At 67.8% G+C, this 19,245-nt stretch carries 23 protein-coding genes; 8 read left to right on the top strand and 15 right to left on the bottom strand.

The features are described 5' to 3' along the window. Nucleotides 1-8: 8 nt before the first annotated feature. Both ABCR94_RS34510 and ABCR94_RS34505 read right to left on the bottom strand, forming a co-directional pair. Nucleotides 9-866, bottom strand: a complete 858-nt coding sequence (locus tag ABCR94_RS34510) for a DUF5753 domain-containing protein (protein ID WP_347124928.1) — start codon at nucleotides 864-866, stop codon at nucleotides 9-11. A 15-nt stretch (nucleotides 867-881) separates the two neighbouring features. Next, nucleotides 882-1,634 (bottom strand): DUF6879 family protein, encoded by a 753-nt coding sequence (locus ABCR94_RS34505; RefSeq protein ID WP_347124926.1) that lies wholly within the window; start codon nucleotides 1,632-1,634, stop codon nucleotides 882-884. A 172-nt stretch (nucleotides 1,635-1,806) separates the two neighbouring features. Here ABCR94_RS34505 and ABCR94_RS34500 point away from each other — a divergent pair, with 172 nt between their 5' ends. The 5 genes from ABCR94_RS34500 to ABCR94_RS34480 all read left to right on the top strand — a co-directional run bounded on the left by ABCR94_RS34500 (nucleotide 1,807) and on the right by ABCR94_RS34480 (nucleotide 4,884). Further along, a complete protein-coding gene (locus ABCR94_RS34500; RefSeq protein ID WP_347124925.1) occupies nucleotides 1,807-2,010 on the top strand; it encodes a hypothetical protein in 204 nt (67 codons plus the stop codon). Next, complete coding sequence (locus ABCR94_RS34495) at nucleotides 2,007-2,150, top strand: hypothetical protein (protein ID WP_347124924.1); 144 nt, start codon at nucleotides 2,007-2,009, stop codon at nucleotides 2,148-2,150. The genes ABCR94_RS34500 and ABCR94_RS34495 overlap by 4 nt, the downstream gene beginning before the upstream one ends. Continuing rightward, nucleotides 2,147-2,392 (top strand): hypothetical protein, encoded by a 246-nt coding sequence (locus tag ABCR94_RS34490; protein ID WP_347124923.1) that lies wholly within the window; start codon nucleotides 2,147-2,149, stop codon nucleotides 2,390-2,392. The genes ABCR94_RS34495 and ABCR94_RS34490 overlap by 4 nt, the downstream gene beginning before the upstream one ends. 99 nt (nucleotides 2,393-2,491) lie before the next feature. Further along, nucleotides 2,492-3,061, top strand: a complete 570-nt coding sequence (locus ABCR94_RS34485; protein ID WP_347124921.1) for a hypothetical protein — start codon at nucleotides 2,492-2,494, stop codon at nucleotides 3,059-3,061. 149 nt (nucleotides 3,062-3,210) lie between these two features. Then, nucleotides 3,211-4,884, top strand: coding sequence for a PIN domain-containing protein (locus ABCR94_RS34480; RefSeq protein WP_347124920.1), 1,674 nt, complete (start codon nucleotides 3,211-3,213; stop codon nucleotides 4,882-4,884). Nucleotides 4,885-5,093: 209 nt separating this feature from the next. On the opposite strand, the gene ABCR94_RS34475 is transcribed toward ABCR94_RS34480, so the two are convergent. From ABCR94_RS34475 to ABCR94_RS34450, 6 genes are all read right to left on the bottom strand, one after another. Then, complete coding sequence (locus ABCR94_RS34475) at nucleotides 5,094-5,564, bottom strand: hypothetical protein (RefSeq protein WP_347124918.1); 471 nt, start codon at nucleotides 5,562-5,564, stop codon at nucleotides 5,094-5,096. Continuing rightward, a complete protein-coding gene (locus tag ABCR94_RS34470; RefSeq protein WP_347124917.1) occupies nucleotides 5,531-6,019 on the bottom strand; it encodes a hypothetical protein in 489 nt (162 codons plus the stop codon). The genes ABCR94_RS34475 and ABCR94_RS34470 overlap by 34 nt, the downstream gene beginning before the upstream one ends. After that, nucleotides 5,995-6,381, bottom strand: coding sequence for a hypothetical protein (locus tag ABCR94_RS34465; protein WP_347124915.1), 387 nt, complete (start codon nucleotides 6,379-6,381; stop codon nucleotides 5,995-5,997). Before ABCR94_RS34465 ends, ABCR94_RS34470 begins: the two co-directional genes overlap by 25 nt. A gap of 264 nt (nucleotides 6,382-6,645) precedes the next feature. Then, nucleotides 6,646-7,032 (bottom strand): hypothetical protein, encoded by a 387-nt coding sequence (locus ABCR94_RS34460; protein ID WP_347124913.1) that lies wholly within the window; start codon nucleotides 7,030-7,032, stop codon nucleotides 6,646-6,648. Nucleotides 7,033-7,219: 187 nt separating this feature from the next. Continuing rightward, entirely contained in the window at nucleotides 7,220-8,413 is a 1,194-nt protein-coding gene (locus tag ABCR94_RS34455; protein WP_347124912.1) for an MFS transporter, read from the bottom strand. A gap of 120 nt (nucleotides 8,414-8,533) precedes the next feature. Continuing rightward, nucleotides 8,534-9,172: a TetR/AcrR family transcriptional regulator gene (locus ABCR94_RS34450; RefSeq protein WP_347124910.1), complete on the bottom strand. Its 639-nt coding sequence runs from the start codon at nucleotides 9,170-9,172 to the stop codon at nucleotides 8,534-8,536. Between the two features lie 139 nt (nucleotides 9,173-9,311). On the opposite strand from ABCR94_RS34450, the gene ABCR94_RS34445 reads away from it, so the two are divergent. Continuing rightward, nucleotides 9,312-9,749, top strand: coding sequence for a hypothetical protein (locus ABCR94_RS34445; RefSeq protein WP_347124909.1), 438 nt, complete (start codon nucleotides 9,312-9,314; stop codon nucleotides 9,747-9,749). 975 nt (nucleotides 9,750-10,724) lie between these two features. Here the strand turns inward: ABCR94_RS34445 and ABCR94_RS34440 are convergent. From ABCR94_RS34440 to ABCR94_RS34420, 5 genes are all read right to left on the bottom strand, one after another. After that, nucleotides 10,725-11,063 (bottom strand): helix-turn-helix domain-containing protein, encoded by a 339-nt coding sequence (locus ABCR94_RS34440; protein WP_347124907.1) that lies wholly within the window; start codon nucleotides 11,061-11,063, stop codon nucleotides 10,725-10,727. A 2-nt stretch (nucleotides 11,064-11,065) separates the two neighbouring features. After that, a complete protein-coding gene (locus ABCR94_RS34435) occupies nucleotides 11,066-12,064 on the bottom strand; it encodes a tyrosine-type recombinase/integrase (RefSeq protein WP_347124905.1) in 999 nt (332 codons plus the stop codon). 297 nt (nucleotides 12,065-12,361) lie between these two features. Then, on the bottom strand, nucleotides 12,362-14,038 hold the full coding sequence (locus ABCR94_RS34430) for a Tn3 family transposase (protein WP_347124903.1): 1,677 nt from the start codon (nucleotides 14,036-14,038) through the stop codon (nucleotides 12,362-12,364). 15 nt (nucleotides 14,039-14,053) lie between these two features. After that, entirely contained in the window at nucleotides 14,054-14,536 is a 483-nt protein-coding gene (locus ABCR94_RS34425; protein WP_347124902.1) for a DUF4158 domain-containing protein, read from the bottom strand. A gap of 122 nt (nucleotides 14,537-14,658) precedes the next feature. After that, a complete protein-coding gene (locus ABCR94_RS34420; RefSeq protein ID WP_347124900.1) occupies nucleotides 14,659-14,787 on the bottom strand; it encodes a hypothetical protein in 129 nt (42 codons plus the stop codon). A 402-nt stretch (nucleotides 14,788-15,189) separates the two neighbouring features. Between ABCR94_RS34420 and ABCR94_RS34415 the strand changes: the two genes are divergently transcribed. Then, nucleotides 15,190-15,771: a hypothetical protein gene (locus ABCR94_RS34415; protein ID WP_347124899.1), complete on the top strand. Its 582-nt coding sequence runs from the start codon at nucleotides 15,190-15,192 to the stop codon at nucleotides 15,769-15,771. Nucleotides 15,772-16,032: 261 nt separating this feature from the next. Here the strand turns inward: ABCR94_RS34415 and ABCR94_RS34410 are convergent, their stop codons facing one another. Continuing rightward, on the bottom strand, nucleotides 16,033-17,235 hold the full coding sequence (locus ABCR94_RS34410) for an IS110 family RNA-guided transposase (RefSeq protein WP_347124897.1): 1,203 nt from the start codon (nucleotides 17,233-17,235) through the stop codon (nucleotides 16,033-16,035). A gap of 258 nt (nucleotides 17,236-17,493) precedes the next feature. Here ABCR94_RS34410 and ABCR94_RS34405 point away from each other — a divergent pair, with 258 nt between their 5' ends. After that, nucleotides 17,494-17,685, top strand: coding sequence for a hypothetical protein (locus ABCR94_RS34405; protein WP_347124895.1), 192 nt, complete (start codon nucleotides 17,494-17,496; stop codon nucleotides 17,683-17,685). A gap of 60 nt (nucleotides 17,686-17,745) precedes the next feature. Here the strand turns inward: ABCR94_RS34405 and ABCR94_RS34400 are convergent, their stop codons facing one another. Further along, nucleotides 17,746-19,167 (bottom strand): glycosyltransferase 87 family protein, encoded by a 1,422-nt coding sequence (locus ABCR94_RS34400; protein ID WP_347124893.1) that lies wholly within the window; start codon nucleotides 19,165-19,167, stop codon nucleotides 17,746-17,748. Nucleotides 19,168-19,245 lie beyond the last annotated feature (78 nt).

Raw genomic sequence — 19,245 nt, 5'->3', positions numbered from 1 at the left:
GTGGGTCGTCAGCGCGGGTTCAGGGTGCGCCTGGCGGCGTTGATGACGTGGTGGGCGTCGGCCCCGTACACGGCGGATTCCTGAAGGGTGTTCCAGACGCGCAGGTAGGTGGCAACGCTGTCCGCGTCGTCGATCCAGAGTTCTGCGTGCCAGTCTTCGACGATGGCCAGGCGTTCGTCGTAGATCCAGAAGCTGTTGCCGGGGAAGATCTTCAGCGAGGCGCTGAACGGGATGATCCCGAGTTCGACGGTGTCCAGGCCGATGGCCCCCGCCAGATGATGGAGCTGGGATGCGAGTACGGACGGGGGGCAGACCAGAGAGCGCAGTGCGCCCTCCCACATCATGATCCGGTACTTCCTGCCTCGCTGGTACAGACCCTCCTGGCGCTGGATCCGGGCGCGTACCGCGTCCTCGGTGTCGCGGGGGGAGCGCATGAGTTCGCAGTGGCGGGCGAAGACGTGGCGGGCGTAGTCCGGGATCTGGAGCATGCCGGGGATGAGGCAGTTCTCCCAGATGGTGAGGACCTCCGTCCGCTCCCCCTGGGCCGCTGCCGCGTCCTGCACCGTCTTGTGCCCTGCCGACAGTTGGCGGCGCCATGAGCGGATGTGCGACTCGAAGCCTCTGAGCCTGGCCAGGAGTTCGTCGTACGTCTCGGGCTGCCCGGTCCCCTGTGCCCACGCCCGGAGATCCTCGGAGGTCGCGGTTTGCCGGCCGTTTTCCAGCTTGCTGACCTTGACCTTGGACCACCCGGTGCCGAGGCGGGTCGCGAGTTGCGTACCGGTGAGCCGGCCCTCAGGGGCGGTGAGCCGCAGTTCCCGGAGCCGGAGTCCGAGATCCTCACGCGCCTGCTGATAGTCCGTGCTCACCGGTACTCACCTGCTCTACTCCCCCGCTGCCATCCGTGCCACGAACTGCGGGTACGGGAGGGCATAGTGCATGGCGGCGTCACGCAGACGGTTGTACTGGTTGACCCGTGCGGGCTCCGAGATCAGCTCCACACCCGTCAGGTTCTCCGCCTCGTCCCAGAGGCACAGGGCGACGATGTGTGAGTCGAAGATCCAGAAGTCTTCGTCGGGCAGGTTGTGGCGCTCCGCGTCCTCGCGCCACATGTTCCGCACTTCTTCGCCCAGCTGGGCGTTGTGGTCGGCGTGCGCGAGGAGGTAGCGCTGTCCCTCGGTCGGCGGGTTGTCGACGATGCGCACGCGCGCGACACTCACGCCGTCTGCGGTCTTGGCGCTGATGGTGCGCGCCCACGGTGAGGCCATGTCCCACGTCGGCGTCTCGCCCCGCACGAACTGCTTGTAGGTGCTGGTCGCCCTGTCGACGGCGTAGCCGCGGGCCACCTCCAGGTGCCATGCGCTGTGCCGGAAGTTCTCGAACATCCGCGCGAACTCTTCGGGGGTGAGGATGCGCGGCTCTTCCTCGCGCTCCTTCGGTCCGAAGTCGATCAGGGTGTTGCGCGGGATGACGACCGGGATCTCGTCTTCGTCGATGTGCTGCAGCTGGGCAAGCGCCTCAGGGTCGGTGAGCCGCGGCCCGTGCACGATGATCTCGCCCGTGTCCAGGTCCTCATGCACCGCGGGGCAGGAACCCCCGCCGCTTCCCGTGCCGTTGAAGCGCAGTCGTCGCGCCATGATCAGTTCCTTTCGTCGAGGACTGATCCATCCAGCATCACCGAGGCCAGCACTCTCCGTACGGACCTTGACAGACCCTCATGGATAACATCGCGCAACTCCGTCAGGGGGTCAAGAAACTTCGAGAAACTCCCCTGGCGCTCCACAACATGCCGTCCATAGCGTCGAATTCATGGCTACTGAACACGACCGCGATGCGATCGACCCGTACACCGCGACCGAGACCCTGCGCGAGGCGCTCACAGCGGCCGGCATCGTGCTCCCATCCCTGGGCACCGACGGCGCATCGCCCTACCTGGACCTCGTCACTCTGGGGAACATCCGGGCCGACGTGGCCCTGAAGCTCGCCGACACACTGCGCCGAGGGTGCGCATGACCCAGCAGCCGCCCCCGGACACCGGCGCCCTGGTCCCCGACACCGCCTCGCCCGCACTGCGGCTCATCGGCCTCGGGCGGGTGCGCTCCGACGTCGCCGCCCGCCTCGCCCAAGCAATCCAGACAGGAGTCCGCACGTGAACGGAAACCAGAAGCCGGCCACGACACTCAGCCACGGCGAACTGCCCTACCCGCGCGGAACCCTCGTGAAGGACACGGTCTCGGAGCGGACCGGTCTGCTCACGGGCGTCCTCGAGGAGCGGCTCAAGAAGTCCTGCAACCTGGTCAGCCGTCAGGCGTTCATGGTGCCGGAAGGCGGCGGCATCGAATGGGACGCACCGCTGGATCGCGTCCGGCCCGTGGAGCCCGGAGACACCGCGTAGGCCCGGCCCGGCGGTGAGCTGCCTGCCCTTCTGGTCCGTCCGGGTGATCAGGGGCCGCGACTGCGGTGCCCGGGAGCGCGGCCCCTCTAGCGTGCGGCCATGGAACACACCCCGATGCCCGAGCCGTTGCGGCGGGCGATCCACCATCTGGTCTCCGAAGGCGTGCAGAACTGCCAGGAGGTGCTGCGATACACCGAGCCCGACCAGGCGCACACCTGGAAGCGGATGACGCTGTACCGGGCCACCGACGCGGCGGACACCATGGACATGGTGGCCATGCTGATCGCCGCGTACTGCGAGCGCACCGGCATGGCATCCCACACGTTGCAGAGCTACCTCCAGGTCGGGCAGCAGGCGATCCGTGCTCACGGCACGGACGAGGAAGACCGTTCGCACGTGACGGGCCTGATGGGCGAGGCGATCCCGTACGAGGCGATGCGGGCGTCGACGAACCGGATGCGGCACCACCGGGGCCAGAGCCAGGCCGAGCAGGCGCAGCGGCCCGAGGACGACCCGGGCAAGCTGTTCACCGAGGCGTGCCTGCACGGGCTGAAGGCGAAGCTGTGCGACGACGTCGACTCGCTGGACAGCTACCTGCCTCCGCAGGTGGCCGCGATGGCCCGCAAGGTGGCCGAAGCTCTCGAAGTGCCGGAGCTGGCCGCGACGTAACGCCGGGGCGGGCGCGGTCGTTGGACAGCGCGGACCCAACCGGGCCCCGGGGATGTCATGGCTGATCCCCCCGGGGCCCGTGGTGTGTCCGACTCCGGACGGGAAGCCCCGGTGCGTCAGATGATGAGAGCTGCGACGGAGGAGCAAGGTTGATCATTTTTGATACGAACGCGGTGAATCTCTTGTCGGCCGAGGGCCCGGTGGCCGACATCGTCCGGAAGCTGAGGGCCTCGGGGCGCCACAGGGTGGCAGTGCCGTGGATGGTGATGGAAGAGATGGCCGCGCACCAGGCGCAGCTTTACCCGGTGAAGCACCAGTCGGCTGTACGCGTGCTGGAGAAACTGAACGACGAACTTCCTTGGGAGTTGAAGAGCTCGCTGGAGCCGCTCGATACAGAGCGTCTCCTGGACCACTGGCGGAGCACCTACCGGAAGATCTTCGAGGTGATCGAGACAAGTGGTGACGCAGCGCGGCGGGCACTGTCTCGCGAGACGATGGGGCTTAAGCCGGCCAAGCCCCGTCAGCCCGGCAAGGAGGAGAGTCCTAAGGGAGCCCGGGATGTCGCCATCTGGTTCTCCATCCTGGAGTTCCTTAAGAACAATCCCGAAGAGCAGATCCACTTCGTCACGAACAACTCCACTGACTTCGGGGACGGGAACACCTACCCGTACCCGCTGGACGAGGACGTGCGCGGCCTGGAGAGCCGGCTCAAGCGGCTCACGGACTTCGCGCAGGTTGTCTCGGAGTTCACCGAGGAAGTGTCCGGACAGGACGCGAAGGACGCCGCCACCGAGCTCCTGCGGTCACAGCCCGTACGGGCGCGGGTTGCTCAGACGGCAATGGAGCTTCTCAGCTCTCCTATCGGCTTCGAGGGTCTGGGTGCTGCTGGGGCCCCGGAGTCATGGTGTGCGTGGGCGGGCCCTCCCGCGACGGAGCTGCTCAGCGTCGATGGCGTCACGGGGCACAGGATCGAGGAGGATGTCTGGTACACGGCCAACGCACAGTGGCTGCTGTATGGCATTGCTGGTGACAGTGACTGCTCGGAGGCCCGCTACATCGCGTGCACGTGGAAGATGAAGGTTCTCTTCTCCTCCGGCGAGGCCGAGGACCCCACGGTGCTGGAGACAGCCGACCCGTCTCTGCCGGACACCGACAACACGGAGTGCGCCGAAATCCTGCAGCGCCTCAAGCGCCGGGTGCAGGCCGCGTCCCGGCGCGCCGTACGGGATGTGCTGGGTGCCACCTCGTCGGCCGAAGAAGCGGTGGCCCAGCACCTCTCGGTGTCCTTGCCGACGCTGGGTGCCGCTGCTCTGGTAAGACACAACTTGATCGCTGAACAAATCGCTGCGTCCATGCCGAAGTACAGCACCGGCCTCAGCGACATCATCAAAAACGTCGGCCTCGCACAACAAACAGCCCTCGGGATCCACGGACTGAACCTGACCGCAGGCGGCATCGGCAGCATGCTCCCGCGCAACCCGATTGCCGAACAGATCGCTGCGTCTATCTACGGCACTAGCCTCAGCAACTTCGTCAAGAGCGCCGGCCTCGCACAACAAGCAGCCTGCGCCCTGCCCGCATTCGACTCAGGGATCGGCAAAGTGATCTCAGGCAATCTGGGCATCGGCATGCTCCCGGCCAACTTGCGCGCCCTTGCCGCGGCCTCCCAGTACGCCGCGGACCCGGTTGATGAACAAGACGAGGATGATGAGGACGACGGCGAGCAGCCGCCGCTGCCAGGCATCGACGACGCCGAAGACCTCGCCCAAGACGACGACGCTCAGGGCGACGCTCAGGGCACGGACGGAGCCGGTCAAAGCTGAGGGTTAGTAGTGGTGCGTGTCGCCGGGATCACGCCATCCCCCGACGCCGCGCACCACGCGATCGGCCCCGAGTTGCTCCACCTCGAAGTCGCGGCGCCCGGACAGCAAGTCAGCTCGGCGGTGATGCTTGGGCGACGTGGCTGCGGCTCCCGGCGAGCGGGCGTCGTTGCACCCCACGCGGCGCCGCCCGAGCCCAGCACGTCGCCGGGTCAGGCGCTGCTCACCGAGACGGCCGCACGGAATTCCTGCGTCATCAAGGCGACCGAGCCGTGCTGCACGGGCACCGGCCCCGGTTCACCCCACACCTTGTGCAGCGCGGCTCGCATCCGGTCGTTCATGGCATCGTTGATCACGGTGCTGTGTTCCTCGGGCACCTCGCGCACGTCCTGGACGACGACCATGGTGCCGTGACGGGTGCCGATCATCCCGATCGTGGTGACCTTCCAGCCGAGTTGCCGGGCCGCTTTGCGCATCGCGGCCCGGATCAGTTCCACCCCGCCCAATCCGACGGCTTCCTCGTCATCCAGGTTCACCTGGTACGAGCCGCCGTATCCGCCGGCGCCTTCCGGGCAGTTGCGGCGCAGCAGGGGCACGAGGGCTTCGGCCATGGCGGCGCAGCGCGGGTCCTTCGCGTACGAGGCGATCGTCAGCTCCTTTCCGGGATGGTGAGGTGTGGCCACAGCAGCTTGAGGTCGCGGGCGACCCGCTCGGCCAGGACGTCGGGGTCGTTGGCGGTCCACTGGTGGGCTGTCCCGATGGCGTCGGGGGCCTTCGTCCTGGAGGTGCTCTTGCCGGGGAACGAGCCGGACTCCGCGCGGGCGGTGAAGGTCGCCGGGCCCGGCGGACGGGGCAGGAAGAGCAGCGGGTGGTGCGAGGTGAAATCGAAGTGGCCGAGGCCGGCTGCGGGCTCTTCGTCGAAGAGCTGCGGCTCGGTCCACAGTCCGACGGTGACGACGATCCAGGTGTGCGGCCGGTCCGGGTCGCTGCACAGCCACAGGTCGAACGTGCCGACTAGGAGGTCCTCCTCCCACTTCCAGACCTTCGCCCGCGGATCAGGTGCATCGGCCCCCTCCCGGCGCAGCGGCATCAGGGCGCGCTCGAACGGGGCGATCAGATCGTCGTAGGCGGCCCGCATGGCCATGCTGTGGCGTGGCGATACGTCAACTCGCGGTCCGGCGTGATCTCCCACTTCAACCCGTCGGGAAGCTGCGTGCTCAGGTACTGGCGCAGCGGGCCAATGACCAGCGGCAGGCCGCCCCTTCCGAGTCGGGCATGCTCCGCTGCGGGCAGGCGGACCCACCAGGCGTAGTACGGCGTTTCGTCGTCGCAGGAGTCGTAGTCGACACAGTGGTCATACACGCAGCCCAGCGAGGCGGCCAGCTCCGTCATCGCCTCCCGGGTCCCCTCGTCCAGGTCCGGATCCTCGCCCGCGAGATGCGAGGGGTCTTGGACCTCCAGGCGCCACACCACCCACTCGAAGTCCTTGAAGTCCCTCACGCGCCCGGTGTGACCCCTGCTGTGCCCGGCCAACGTCCCGCTCCCCTGCTTCGCCCTGCTTCGACAGTCCAGTACATCAAGGCCCATGGGGTGGGCGAGAACGTTCGCAGACACCCGGCCCGGACGAGCGGCGCACAGGGTCGGCCGACCCCGGGTTCAGCCGGCGTGAGGGTCGTATCCGAGGCTCTCCGCCGGGCCGACTCCCGTTCTCACGTACGTACGTAGCCATGGAGGTAGGCGTCCGGTTCAAGTCGGAAGGGGTGCCTACCGGTAGGGGCTCCAGCGGCCGAAGCGGGCCATCAGCTTCCGTGCGGCGTCCTCGTTCAGTCCGAGGGCGGTAGCGGCCTGTCCGGGGGTCGCATCCTGGCGGGCGTCGTGGGCCGGCCAGTACGCGGCCTCCACGGCCGTCGCCTCCAGGCGGCGGGCCGCCCGCAGGGCCGCCAGCGGCGAGGTCTTCGCCAACTTCTCCATCTCTTCCTGGAGATGAGTCAGCAGAGAGGTGACCGTCTCCGGTAGCGGGATGGCCGACTGCCCCACCTCGATGGTGTGCGCGTCCCAGTCCAGCGTGCACGTGCTCGCCGTACCTCCGCCCGCGTCGGCCAGATCCCGGTCACCGATCGCCTCCCAGTCCAGCATCCGCTCAGGGCCCATCCAGCCACAAGAACACACGGCGCGCAGAGCGGCAGCCCGCGGCCCGTGAAAGTCACGACCGTCATAGACGCTCCACTCCGACACCGACTGCCCACCCCCACCGGAACTCATCGCGAAGAACACCGGAGACGGGACAGCACCATCGCTCAGGAGCACGCCGACCGCTCCGTGAGAAGCACCGAACTCCTCATAGTTCTGTCTTGAGTGGAATAGGTCGATCGATGACATCGGCGATCTCCCGCGGAGCACGGGCGGCCGACACGATCGCCGGGACCATCGCGAGGAGGGCGAGCACCGCCAGACCGGCCCCCACCCAGAGCGGAGCCCTGAGCCCAAGGACGTTGATCCCGAGGCCGCCAATCCAGGAGCCGATCACGACACCGAGGGTGATGAAAGAGGAGTGCGCGGTGTTGACAAGCGAGCCGGCGTTACCCGCCCGCTGCACACGCGTGATCGTGGCCGGGTTGAGAGTGATTCCTACGAGGCCGATCCCAACCATCGCGATGATCGCTGCCGCGGGATTTTCGGCGAAGACAGCGAAGCCAACGAGGAACGCTACATTGAGGAGCAGACCGGCGACGATCACCGAGATCGTGTGCGACTGCGCCAGCCGACCGACGATGATGTTGCCGACGACGGTCGCAGCCCCGTACGCGAGCAGCAGCAACGGGACGATCGACTGAGAGAAGCCCGTGATGTCGGTGAGGATCGGGGCGAAGTAGGAGAACGCGGCGAAGGTCGCTCCGATGATGAGCGTCGACGTCGCCATGACGAACCACAGTCGAGGATCCCGGAATACCCCAAGCTCCGCACGAAGGCCACTCGAGCTCTCCGGGGTAAGACGAGGGAGCGCCAGCAGGGTCGTGGCAGCGATGACCACGGTCAAGACGGCGATCGCGACGAAGGCCATCCGCCAGCCGAACTGGCCGCCAATGAGTGTTGACAGCGGCAGGCCGAGCGCCGTGCCGAGCATGAGGCCCTGCAGCGCGAGGCTCGTCGCGCGGCCGCGCAGCTCGGGCGTAGTGATCTGGGCAACGGCGGACAGCGCGACCCCGAAGAACGCCCCAGACGCAGCTCCTGTGACGAGCCGCCCGACGAGCATCGTGCTGTAGGAGGTCGACAGCGCCGCGAGTGCGTTGCCGATGAAGAAGATGATGAAGAGGACGAGCAGTGCATTCTTCGTCGGCAAGCGCAGCACAGCGATGGTGAGGGGCGGACCGCCGAGCGCCATCGCTAGAGCGAAGGCGGTGATGAGATAGCCGATCTGCGGGATGCTGGCACCGAGATCACTCGACATCTGCGGCATCAGACCGCCGACGAGGAGTTCGCTGCAAACCATCACGAAGATGCCGAGCGTCATCAGATATACGGACTTGGGCATGAGTTGGTCCTTCTCGACGCGAGGGTGGGCCCTCTTCTTTGAAAGATTCACAAGGCAACCGTTCTGTACTTCAGTATCAAAAACGTGGACAGGCTGATGCCCTGACCGCCGACGGGGCGCTCAGCCGATCAGGGTTGCGATCCCGGCCAACGCCACCCGGTGCAGGGTTGCCGGATCCACGCCGACCTGCCCCATGACCCGCAGCCCATTCACCACGGTCACGAACAGCAGGGCGCCCTCGCCGGGGTCAATGTCGGCGGGGACGCTGCCGTCAATCTGGCCGGCCCGGATGGCCCCTTCGAGAAGACTTAGACGCTCGCGCAGGTCGCGGTCGAGGATGCGGGCGATCCGCTCATCGCGATTGCGCAGGTCCGGGTTCATCGTGGTGTGCACCACCATGCACCCCGCCCCGTGACCATGTTCGTGAGCGGCGTGCTCCTCGTCGACGACCGCTTCCAACACCGCGCGCAAACGCTCGACGCCGGCGAGATCGGCGTCAGTGAGGACTACGGCCTGGCGCTCGCGGAATGTCACCGCGTAGCGGTCCAGCGCCCGGATAAAGAGCTCTTCCTTCGAGGTGAAGGCGTTGTACAGGCTGCCGCGCTGTACCCCGGTTGCTTCGCAGAGTTGCTCGGTCGACGTGTCGGCAAACCCGTGCACCCGGAACTCTGCTGCCGAGATGTCCAGTACCGCGGACTCGTCGAAGGATCGTGGCCTACCCATGCCTTCAACCTTAGCGGTTATGTACTTGAGTATCAAAAACAGGGTTGGGGCCCCCTCACACCTGGCCAAGGGGCGAGAGTAGAGGCACAGATCGCGCTGCGGAGTCTCCACGATCGGCCAGGACGACCCGCGCTCAAGTGACTCATCCAGTCGGACTGAGCACCCAAGTCTCCGAGTGCCCCAATGCCACCAACGTCATGACCCGCAACAGCTAGCCCGCCTCGGTGACCCGCAGCCGCTGCTGGACTTCATCGACCGCGCCCTGGCCGACGACGACACCGCGGAGGCCGCGAACCTCAACTACTGGGCACTGTGGCTGGGGGCGTTGCCGCTGCCGCAGCCGGACGACGCCTTCATGCGGGACCGGGACCTGTCGGGCTGGGATCCGGTGACCCTGCTGCGGGGCCTGGCCCGCGGGCTGCACCTGGCACCCGGCTACGTCGACCTGTACGCGCACTCGCTGTGGGCGCTGCTGACGGCTTTCCCGTGGCTGCCGCAGGCCGCCGGGCCGCTCGCGGGGCCGCTGCGCGAGCAGGCCGGCCAACTCCTGGACGGGGCGCTGGATGCCGTCCTGTCCAGTGACGAGTCGGTACCCGCGCCAGCGCGGCCGTAGCCCGGCTCCATCCATCCATAACTGGACGCCGGACGTCAAAGCTCGCTCTCCGATGTGAGCAAGGGCGTACAGGCACATCCGGCATCGTCCCTGCTGCAGTGGCAGGTTCCGTCCGCAGCGCGCGCACGCGCCGACCTGGTGGTGGGCCTGCTTGAAGCGCTGGCACGGCAGGCACAGCCGGGCTCCGTCGGCCTTCCACGCCAGGCAGTGGGTGCAACTGGAGGCCAGTGCGACCATCTGGCGGGCTAGCCGCATGATCTCAGCCCGCTCCGCTTGTGGTCCGAGCCCGGCGCGGTCGAGGACTTCCGCTATCAGCGCCGGTCGGCGCGGCAGTCGAAGGATGGCGTCGAGGCCGACTCGGCGGGTCCCGGGAGGACGTGCGGTCAGAGCGTGGAGGCAGTCGGACAGGAGGCCGATGTCGCGGACCCACGGACCCCGCGCCTCCGCCGTCGCGTCGATGGCCGCCCGGACGGCCTCCATGTCCCGGGAGTAGCCGGCGGTCGTGAAGTCTCTTGCGGACATCCTTCCCTGCCTCACCACAAGGAGGGACGTCTGCCCGGGGATCGGCGGTGGGAACGAAGCAGCCTGTACTTCCTTTCGCTGCCGCTGCTGGATTCGCTCCAGTTGCCGCTGGTACACACGAGGCTGGCCGGCCGTTGACCGCAGCACCGCTGGGAGGATCAAGGACAGTTGCAGAGGCCGCGGTCGATCCGCCTTGGGCGGGCCCATTTCCCCCGAGGCGATGCGGCACTCCAGCGCACACAGGCGGCACATCCCGTGCTGGTCGAGGGTGACCTCCCTCGGCCATCTGCAGTGGCGGCACCGTCCGACACCGTGGTTCGCGGGGTGCCAGTCAGTGCACGGCTGGCACACGCCCCGGGGGCGTACCGTGCCCCAGGCGCCGCATCTCCGACACGATGCAGGTCCCTGTTCCGCCCACCTCTCCCACTGCTCTCGAAAGCCCATGGCCGTGGTCTAGTTCGGCGGAAGCGACTTGCGGCCGGAGCCGCCGGGGCGGGGGACCGGCCGTGCCGCCTCGGACCCAGGCATGCCGCTCGCGGCCGCGCGAGGTGCCTCGTCCCGTACTGCGCGATGGGACTCCGGCTCCTCCTGCATCAGGTCCGCCACCGTGCAGTCGAGCGCCGCACAGATCATGTCCAGGTCCTCCAGCCGCACGGTCACCGGCTGGCTGCCCCACAGCGCAGCGACCTTGCTCAGCGACGGGGTGAATCCGACCTCCCGGAACGCCGCGAGCAATTGAACCGGCCGCCAGATGTCCCGTTGGGCAGCGACCATCCGCAAGTTCCACTTCACCTCTATGCCCTTCCCCTCAGCCGCTGAACAGCCCGGCGCGACGCTTCCAGGCTCGCCTTCTCAGGGTCAGCGCGAACGGACGAAAGGTACCCGACTGTGGTCGTTGCCCAGCGATGGCCAAGGATTTGCTGTACGTCCCACAACGGCATGCCGTCCTCGTAGTGGTGCGTGGCGCAGGCATGCCTGAGCAGATGGGGGAATAGATACGTGACCGGGCCCCTCAGGTAGAGCTTCGAGGCTTCCCGCAGTGCGCGTCGAAACGCGTCCGGGCCCACCGGCGGGGCGATGGGAACGTTCAAAGCCGCCACCCCGCTGGGAAGCCGCTCGGATGGGAAGAGCGGGGCACCCGGGTCGCTCGGGTCGTCAGTGAACTCTCCGCGGATCTCCTCGAGATACCACCACAGCAGATCCCGGCCCTCTTGGAACATGTACGCCTGCCGCTCCCGCGGACCGGATCGCCGCGCACCCTTGCCCTGCACGACGAACCGCCCCCACTGCCCCAACTCCCAGTGAATGTCGCCGATCCGCACACCGCACAGCTCCGCCGCGCGCACCCCCGAGATGTACGTGAGCTTCGACATCACGTAGTCGCGGCAGGCCACCGGATACTTCCGCGCCATCGGCAGCTCGCTGCGCCACGCCGCGAAGAACTCTTTCACGGCCCGCTTCGACGGCGGGATTCTCAGGCCGAAGTCACCACGGTGAACAGGACGGTTGTACGGATCGACCGGCGACTCAACGGCCGCGCCGAACCGCCGGGCGATCTCGCCGGCGTACCGCTGCTCCAGAAAGTGGTAGTACCCGTCGATCTTCTGCAGCTTGCCCCGCAGTGTGGTCGACGCACGCTTGCCGACCCCAGCGAAGTGCTGGTCCAGGTGTCGGGGCGTGATCTGCCACGGCAGAAGTTTGTAGAAGTCGCAGAGCTCGACGACTGGCTGTACCTGTCGGTGCAGGGTCGTCGGCGCCAGACCCGCTACGTCCCGGGCCCAGATGTACTCCATCAAGGTGTCCTGGAAGAACGCGTCCGCCTCGCCATCAGTGATTGTCGCGGCAGCCCGGCGCTGCCGGGTGACAACGTCCGCCAGACCGGTCCCTGCAGGAGGCAGTACGGGCTCTGTTGGGACCTCCTCCGGAGCCGGAGGGTGTACCAGCGTGAGCCAGCGACTTCCAGAATCTGCCACGGACAAGGAAATTACAGCAACTACTCGCAAAATATAAGAGTTACAGCTGAAATCCCACGCCATCGAGTGAGGTCAGGTTCCACGCCGCTACCTGCTGAAATGGGTAATCGCGCCAGCTCAGACGGCGAAGGAACCTGTCGGGACTCCACTACGGTAGCGCTGGTGCCACTCGGTCATCAGGTTGGAGGACCAGGCGCCGAACTTGCGGCTGTCGGAGGCGCATGCGGTGCCGGTGCCCCACCACATCTCGTCCCGGACGGCGAAGGTGGCGTTCACCAGCTTCCGCAGGGCCGCGCGCATGTTGGCGCGGTTGACGAACAGGTGCCGCACCCGCCGCAGCATCGCCTCCGACTCGCCGTGCTTGCCGGTCACCGCGACCCGCTTGATACCCATGTTCGTGCCCAGTCCGAACAGGACCAGCAGCAGGCGGCGGCGCAGCACGTCCTTCGACAGCATCTCTCTGGTGGCGACCGAGGTGAACTCGGCGATGAAGTCCGTGTCGAACTCGGCGTACTTCAGGATGTCCAGCAGGTCGATGGTGCCCCAGCGCCGCTCGATCTCGCCCTTGATCGCCACCAGGCTCTCCGGCTCCTCCTGCTTCGCCCGGGGGGAGACCCTGATCCACGGCTCGCCGTGCTTCTTGACGATTGCCACCCCGCCCGTCGTGCCCTCCGCGAGAGCCTGCTCGAAGCGGTCCAGCGAGGTGCGGAGCTTGCCTTGCAGGGCGGAGATGAACTCCCCGGCGTCCTGCGGTTGGCCCAGCGCGGCGTAGTGCACGTCCCGGTTGTCCTCGAAGTCCGCCGGCAGGTCGTCCTCCGGGTTGCGCCACCGGTTCGCCCCCACCACCCAGATCTCCCGGCGCCGCACCGCGTCCCGCAAAGCGACCAGCACGCACAGCTCGTACGGGATGCGCTCGATGCGGCCCTTGTCGTCCACCACCGCCGCCCGCCAGTGCTCGGGCACCACCCCCACCAGCGGCACGCTCTCCGCCGGATCGAAGAACGCGCCCTTCTTCAGCGGCTGGTCCAGGTAGCGCTGAAGCAGGTCGATCGCGTCCATCACCGGCCGGTACGCGGTGTTGTTGCACTTCAGCTCCAGCGAGCCCAGCAACGGCGAGAGCATCCGCCGCCAGTGCGCCGAGTACGACGACCGCAGCACCGTGCGGACCCGGGCCTTGTAGCGGGCCTCGTTCGCCGCGGCCTCCGCCGCCAGCGCCTTCAACGTCTTCTCCCCGCCGACCACCGGATAGATCACCCGCCGCACCGTGCCGGACGGCTCGGACAGCGCCGCCTCCGCGACCCGCAGCAGCATGCCCTCCTTGCCCCGGATCTTCTTCAGCTCGGCGTTCAGCTCCTTGTCGACCTTCCGCTCCGCCCGGGTGTTGATCTTCAGCACGAGCTGGATGAACAGGTCCACCAGCGAGTCAGTGATCTCCGTCTGCCGCACATGACACAGCGCAGCCAGCAGCGTCAGCCGCCGCGGCGGCTTCATCCGCTCCAGGTTCGCCGGATACTCCTTCGACGCCCGCGCCCGCCACACGTCCACCAGCTTCTCCGACACGTCCGCGAACAAGTCCGCAGGCAACTCCAACCGCCGCACCCGCTGAAGCTTGTTCACCTCCGCCAGCAGGCTCTCCAGCCCCGGCGCCCCCGGGTCGGCCTTCAGCTCGGCGAAATGCGACCGCCCGCCACCCGCCACCGCACCCTCACCGTCCGCTCCCTCGCCGGTCTCGTCCCCGCTGCTGGCGACCAGGTCCTCCAGGCGCGAACGGGTCGCGTGCGAGAGCCGCTCCACCCTGCTGCGGCAGAACTATGCATCGAAGTCCTTGACCGCCTTGCCCACCAGCCGCCCGACCCGCCCCGGGGCCGGCGGCTCGATGTGGTCGTTACGACACCGGGCCACCACCGCCGCCGCCAGCCGATCCCGCGACAACTCCACCGGACACAACTCAGCGGCCAGCCACTCGGCCAGCCGCTCCTGGTCCTCCTCGGTGTTCGCCCGGAACCCGTACGCCTCCCGGATCTCCTTGCGATGCCGCTTGATCCGGTCGCCCTGCCAGTCGTAGTCCGCCCACGCACCCGCGGGAACCTTCACCTGCTGGGCCACGTACTCCACTGCCGCCGCGGGCATCTCCTTGGCGGACTCCGGGAACCGGGCCTCCACCTCGAAAAACTTGAGCAACAACGCGAAGCCCAACCGGGTCGCCCCCGATTTGTTCCGCACCTTCTTCATGTCGTCTTCGAGCAGCGTCCAGACCTCGATCAGGTCTTCCGGCTCCCAGTCCTGCCGCACCCGTGCTCCCTCGCCCAACCAGTTGGATCACCACAGCGTGGCGAGGCGGAACCGGAGCGAAGATCAGAAGACCACAACTGTTGCCTGACGGTTACTCAGCGCTACGCGCCACCTGGCGGTAGCTATACGAGAACAGGGCCGTCCTCACCCCGCTGTGCGACCAGATCGGCGAGACCCTCGACAACGGACTCGCCGCCCGCCGCTACGCCCTGTCCGGAGACCGCCGCGCCCTCCACGGTGTCCTCGGACACTGAACATGGATTGCTTGCCAGCGAAGATGGACCACCTGTCGCAGCCCGTGAACCAGAGGCTCTCAAGAACCCATGAGTGATCTCTTGACCGCCTCGCTCAGTTCCGCTCTCAGCGGCCTAATCCTCGTTCGCCACCACTCGGCGCGCTTAGCTGGCGCGACATGCGCCGCGAGGCTTTGGCCCTTCCAGGAGGGCAGATCTCCCTCACCTCTCGGGATGGTGCGTACGGCTCGGGCGACGCCCCCTCCCGCACACGAAAGGCGGCGCAGGGCCCTCGGCACCGCAGGTCCCTGCGAGGTGCGCGGCGCACATTTGCACGGGTTTGCGCATCTCTGTGGCGAATGAACCGTTAGAAAACTGCGGAAGGACTGACCTTCTACGCCTCAGAGAACGGGATGGGCCATGACTGTTGACGAGACGCTGAGCTGCACCTGCGATGCGGTTGTCTGCCAGGGGCCGGCGCTGATGGCGGCTGACTTCCAGTACCGACACGAGCTCCCCAGCACCACGAAGGTGGAGAAGCGGCGTCGGTCGGATGAGGCCGGCACGGTGCTGCAGATCCTCATCCGGCTGGTCAGCCGGCTCGCAGGTGACGTCCCCGTGGTCCTGGACGTCGCCGCTGAGGCAGACGAGTTGGACATCGAGCGGGCAGACCTTCAGGAGAGGCTCATGTGGCTCGTTGACCGTGAGTACCTGGCGCTTGACGGTCACGTCGACGGTGTGGCCCGTCTGTGGGTCAACCCGGCGGTGGCCTTCTTGCCGCGCACGACAGATCCACGTGTCGCCGCGGCAAGGCATCGGTTCCCGTACATCGTGACTGACGAGGAGGGGATGGCGGCTGACCCGCCGTTCCACGTTGCCGAGTACGACAAGGAGGGCTGGGAGCGCGTCTACGAGGACAACCGGGAGCAGATCGAGGACCCTCCGCGCTTCTCGTTCGGCTGCCCGTCCCACCACAACACGGGCCCATATCCGCTGGCGTGAGCAATCCCGGAAAGCATCGGCCTGAGAGCTAGCCTGCGGCCCGGACGGCCCGCAGGGGCTGTGGCTGGCGCTTGGGGGCCCTGTCTCGTACAGCGGTGCGCTGATCACGGGCAGCTCGCCGGCCCTAATGAGCTCGGCAGCATCGTTCATCGCTTCCTCCAGTTCCTCCTGGGTGTCGTAGGAGGCAATGTACGGGTGGAGGTTGTACGTGCGGTACTTACGCGTTCGGCCCTCGGGGGGGGGGTGCCCCTATGGGTTTGGTCAAGCTGATGGGGCGGGTTGGGGGTCGTAGAAGGTGCCGTCGCGGAGCATCGCGAAGAGGACGTCGGCTCGTCGTCTTGCGAGGCAGAGGAGGGCTTGGGTGTGGTGCTTGCCCTGGCTGATTTTCTTGTCGTAGTAGGTGCGGGAGGCCGGGTCGGCGAGGGCTGCGAACGCCGAGAGGAAGAAGGCCCGTTTGAGTTGCTTGTTTCCGCGTCGGGACGGTTGTTCGCCGCAGATCGAGGAGCCCGAGCTGCGGGTCGTCGGGGCGAGGCCGGCGTAGGCGGCGAGGTGGGCGGCGGAAGGGAAGCTGGATCCGTCGCCGACGTCGATGAGGATGCGGGCTCCGGTCCTGACGCCGATCCCCGGCATGGACGTCAGGACCTTGGAAAGAGGGTGGTCCTCCAGCAGTTCCTCGATCCGGGCGGCAAGGAGCTTTCGCTGGTCAAGCACCGCCTGGAGCGAGCCGGCAAGGCTGGGAACGATCAATTCGGCAGCGTCCGTGCCCGGGACGACGACAGTCTGCTCGTCCAGAGCCGTGAAGATGTCCTCGACGAGGCGCTCGGCCATCCGCGGTGCCTTCGGACGTATCAGCGTGATCAGTCGACGTCGTCCGGCCTTGCGGATCTGGGCCGGGGAACCGAACTGGCCAAGGAGCTTGAGCACAGCCGGGTGCTGAACTCGCGGGCCCAGGACCCGTTCCAGCGACGGGTGAATCTGTGTGAGCAGGCCGCGGAGCCGGTTGCTGATCCGCGTCGCTTCGCCGGCCAGGTCGTCGTCGAATCCGACGATCATCTCCAGCTCGGCGATGGTCTCGTCCTCGAGATCGACCGAGCGGAGCGTGTGCGGCATGACGCGGGCCGCGTCCGCGATGACGAACGCGTCGCGGGCATCGGTCTTGGCCTCGCCCGGATAGAGATCGGCGATCCGCCGCATCGTCAGTCCCGGCAGATAGGCCACCGGGCAGCCCATGTCCCGGGCCACCGCCAGCGGCAAAGCACCGATCGAGGCCGGCTGGTCCACGACTACCAGCACGGTCCCGTGCTTGGCCTGCAGTTTCCCGAAGACCTCGCGGAGCCTGGGTTCGCTGTTGGGCAGCCGTTTGTCGAAGGCCTTCTTCCCGGCCGGCGTGACGGCGGTGGCGTGGTGTTCGCCCTTGCCGACGTCCAGGCCGAGGAAAGCGCCGATGCCGCTGATGTCGATCACGTGCGTCCTCCGGTCGTCCCAATCGCCCGGCCGTCCCACGGCACCGATCGCCACATCCACATTACGAAGAGCCTCCCGACCTGCGAAAAGGCCGGTGGTCATGCCCCTAATCAGCGGTCTGTCGATGCCTCCGGAGCCGGTGACACCACCCCCCAAGACATGCGATCGACAGGGGGAGAAAGTCATGCCAACTCCGGAGGCCGGGCGCCCCATTGCGGGGCAACCAAAACGGTAATGGGGGGGAATGTCAGCGACCCCGTGATCGACGCAGCGAGCACAATCCAGCGGTGGACTGCCGAGGGCCTGGACCGTATCGGCGTTCCCCTTGTGGCCGCCGCGCTCGGACTGCTGCTCATCGCTGCCGTGTCCATTCACCGCCACAAGACGCGCCAGGAGGCTTCCGGCACCGACGAGGAGCCCGGCCCTCCAGGCCATGAGCGACGCACTTGATGCCGCTCTCCAGGGGGTTGGGAGCGGGCCCGGTCCTGTGAGTGTCATCGGCACAGCCCGTCACGCCTCATGCCCTGCGGAGTCGAGCGGGATGGGGGAGGCCGACTTGCGCTTCCCGCGGGTCGGGGTCCATCGGGTGCGCCGCAGCGCCCAGCCGGTGAGTACGGCGGCCGCCGCGATGGCGTACGCGGTGGTCCCCACGGTGCGCCAATCGTCGAACGCCCGTCCTGTGACGTAGGTCGCGGCCCCCGCCATCGCGATGCCCAGCCACTCCCAGCGACCGTCCAGTGCGACCAGGGCGACGAGCAGCAGCGCGTACCAGGAGTAGCCCGGCGTCAGCAGCAGGAACGCCGTGCCGGTGACCAGCAGGGCGCCGGCCCAGGGACGCTCCCGATCGCCGTGCCGCAGGACATGCCACACGACAGCCAGCATCCCGACGGCCACGGCGGGCAGGACCCAGGAGTCGGGCAGGACCAGGCGCAGCAGCGCGTACCGGTTGCTACTGGAGGGGGTGTCGTCGTAGCCCTCCTCCTTGACGTAGCCGCCGAGGTAGCCGAAGACCGAGCCCTTGGACAGCAGCTCGTACGGCAGATAGACGACGGCCACCACCGCGGCGGCGGGGAGCAGTACGGCCGCCGCGTCCCGGACCCGCCGCACCCCCGAGAGCGCGCCGGGCAGCACCAGGGCGGGCAGCAGTTTGGTCGCGACGGCCGCGCCCAGCAGGGCGCCGCCCGTGATCCGGCGCCGGGCCACGACACCGAGCGCCACGACGGCCAGGAGCACGCCGAGCACATCGGCATGTGCGTTGTTCACCGCCTCGACGGGCACGGCCGGGCACCAGGCCCAGTAGGCGGCCCACCGCACAATGCCGCGCCGGCGCAGCACCAGCAGCAGGGCGGCGGTGACGCTGAGCGAGAGCAGCGCCCCGCCGATTTGGAGTGGTTTGTGCCTGGCGCCGTCCGGGGCGAGGGCATGGACGAGGAGGAAGTAGGTCTCGGCGACGGACGGGTAGATGGTGTGGACCTGCGGGCGGTTGATGCGGGTGCAGTGCGTGTGACCGGCGGGCGCGGGGATCCACGCCCGGTCCGGATGCGCGCACGCGGCGCCGGTGGGGAAGAGCCAGCTGTCGCGAAGCCGGGTCAGTTCCGGGTCGGCCGGCGCGTGGTCGTACGGGGAGATGCCGGCCGCCTGCACCCGGCCGTCCCAGGCGTAGCGGTAGGAGTCGGTGCTGGTGCGCGGGGGAGCCGCCAGGCCCGTGGCGGCCACCGCGATGCCGCCCGCGAGCACCAGCGCCACAGCGTGCCGGACGGGCACCTTCCGCAGCGAACATACCGCGGCGGCGAACAGCAGCCAGCACGCCACGTACCACCAGGACAGCCAGGCCGGATCCAAGTGGTAGCCGTCCTTGCGGACGGCTACGACGAGGAAGGCGGTCTGAGCGGCCAGCAGGATTCCGGTGTGGAATGTACGTCCGTTGGTCACCGGTTGGCAGCCGTCGTTTCTCTTGAGCCGATGGTGTGATGCCCGCATAGCAGGCGGGGACGCGGTACGAAGCCGGCG

The sequence above is a fragment of the Streptomyces changchenzhani genome (assembly GCF_039766235.1).
Lineage (GTDB): Bacteria > Actinomycetota > Actinomycetes > Streptomycetales > Streptomycetaceae > Streptomyces.
This window is presented reverse-complemented; position numbering and strand designations above follow the sequence as displayed.